The organism is Pseudoalteromonas sp. Z9A5, assembly GCF_011378875.1.
In the GTDB taxonomy this organism is placed as follows: Bacteria; Pseudomonadota; Gammaproteobacteria; order Enterobacterales; family Alteromonadaceae; genus Pseudoalteromonas.
The window spans coordinates 1-1060 of the sequence record NZ_WTLC01000106.1; the positions used below are offsets into that span (position 1 = coordinate 1).

1 protein-coding gene is annotated in these 1060 nt (G+C 38.5%); it reads right to left on the bottom strand.

From position 1 onward, the window contains the following. Positions 1 to 168 precede the first annotated feature (168 nt). A complete protein-coding gene (locus tag GQR56_RS21195) occupies positions 169 to 663 on the bottom strand; it encodes a transposase (RefSeq protein WP_240920966.1) in 495 nt (164 codons plus the stop codon). Between the last annotated feature and the right edge of the window lie 397 nt (positions 664 to 1060).

The window sequence follows — 1060 nt, forward strand, 5'->3', positions numbered from 1 at the left end:
AACAAGTCTGTGGTTTATGCTTACACATAACCAACCCTTTGTGGCTCAAACATTGGGCATATCCAGTATTTAAAATATGAGCGGTTAACGTGCAGACTCAATCAAATCTGATGGTTTTACCAACCCCATTACTAGCTCAACACGTTAACCTAATTTGTTTTATAGACGCTAAGCAAACGCCTTGTGTTCATCGAATGGTACATTGTCTTTAAGCACGTGATAACACGCTCTTGCGAGCTTATGCGCAACCGTTTTAATCGCAACTACCTTGTTTGTTTTAGCCAGTTTTCGTTGGTAATATTTTTTAACTGTTGGGTTATAACGAATTGCAAAATTAGCAGCCTCAGTAAAGGCCCACGCTAAATAACGATTACCATTCTTCTGATTCGTAGCGCCTTTTTTCTTTCCATTGCTGTACCTTGCCCCTTTAACACAGCGACAGTACGATGAGAAATTCCCTGGGCTATCAAAACGTTTAATCGTGCCGGTTTCTAACATAATAGTCAGCGCTAAAGTATTCCCAATTCCATCAATACTGGATAGGTTCATAAACTCAGGGGAGAGTGATGTTTGTTTTAAAATAGCGCCCTCTATCGCATTAATTTGCTGTTGAGCACAGCGTATTAATGAGAGGTTAGAAATGACTGACAGTGCTGTATTCATTGAGCTAAAGTCTGCGTGGAACCATAAGGGTCAAATCTTGACTTCATACATCATAATTAATTAGCTGTTTATATTCGCCAAAACTCAAATACGTTACTGTGTCGGATGGCGCTTCGCTTATCCGACCTACGTTTTCAAATATATAATGCGTGGGTATTGGAGGTTTGTTGGGTTTCGCTTCGCTCTACCCAACCTACGTTGTTTATCTTAAAAACCAGAGGGGTCAAATCCTGAGGAATCCCCACAATTTGATAATATAAATCAATAAGGTAGTTTAAAAAACAGTTGAAGTGCACAGCCAGTTTTGATCTTATATGTTTTTCCGACCAAAGAAATTACAAAGTAAATCGACTATGCACTTGAGTAAATTATTACATAAAACTTTTTCTAATACAGC

Excerpts from the sequence above, each read along its gene's own strand:
- GQR56_RS21195 (WP_240920966.1), bottom strand. The coding sequence starts at position 663 with ATGAATACAGCACTGTCAGTCATTTCTAACCTCTCATTAATACGCTGT.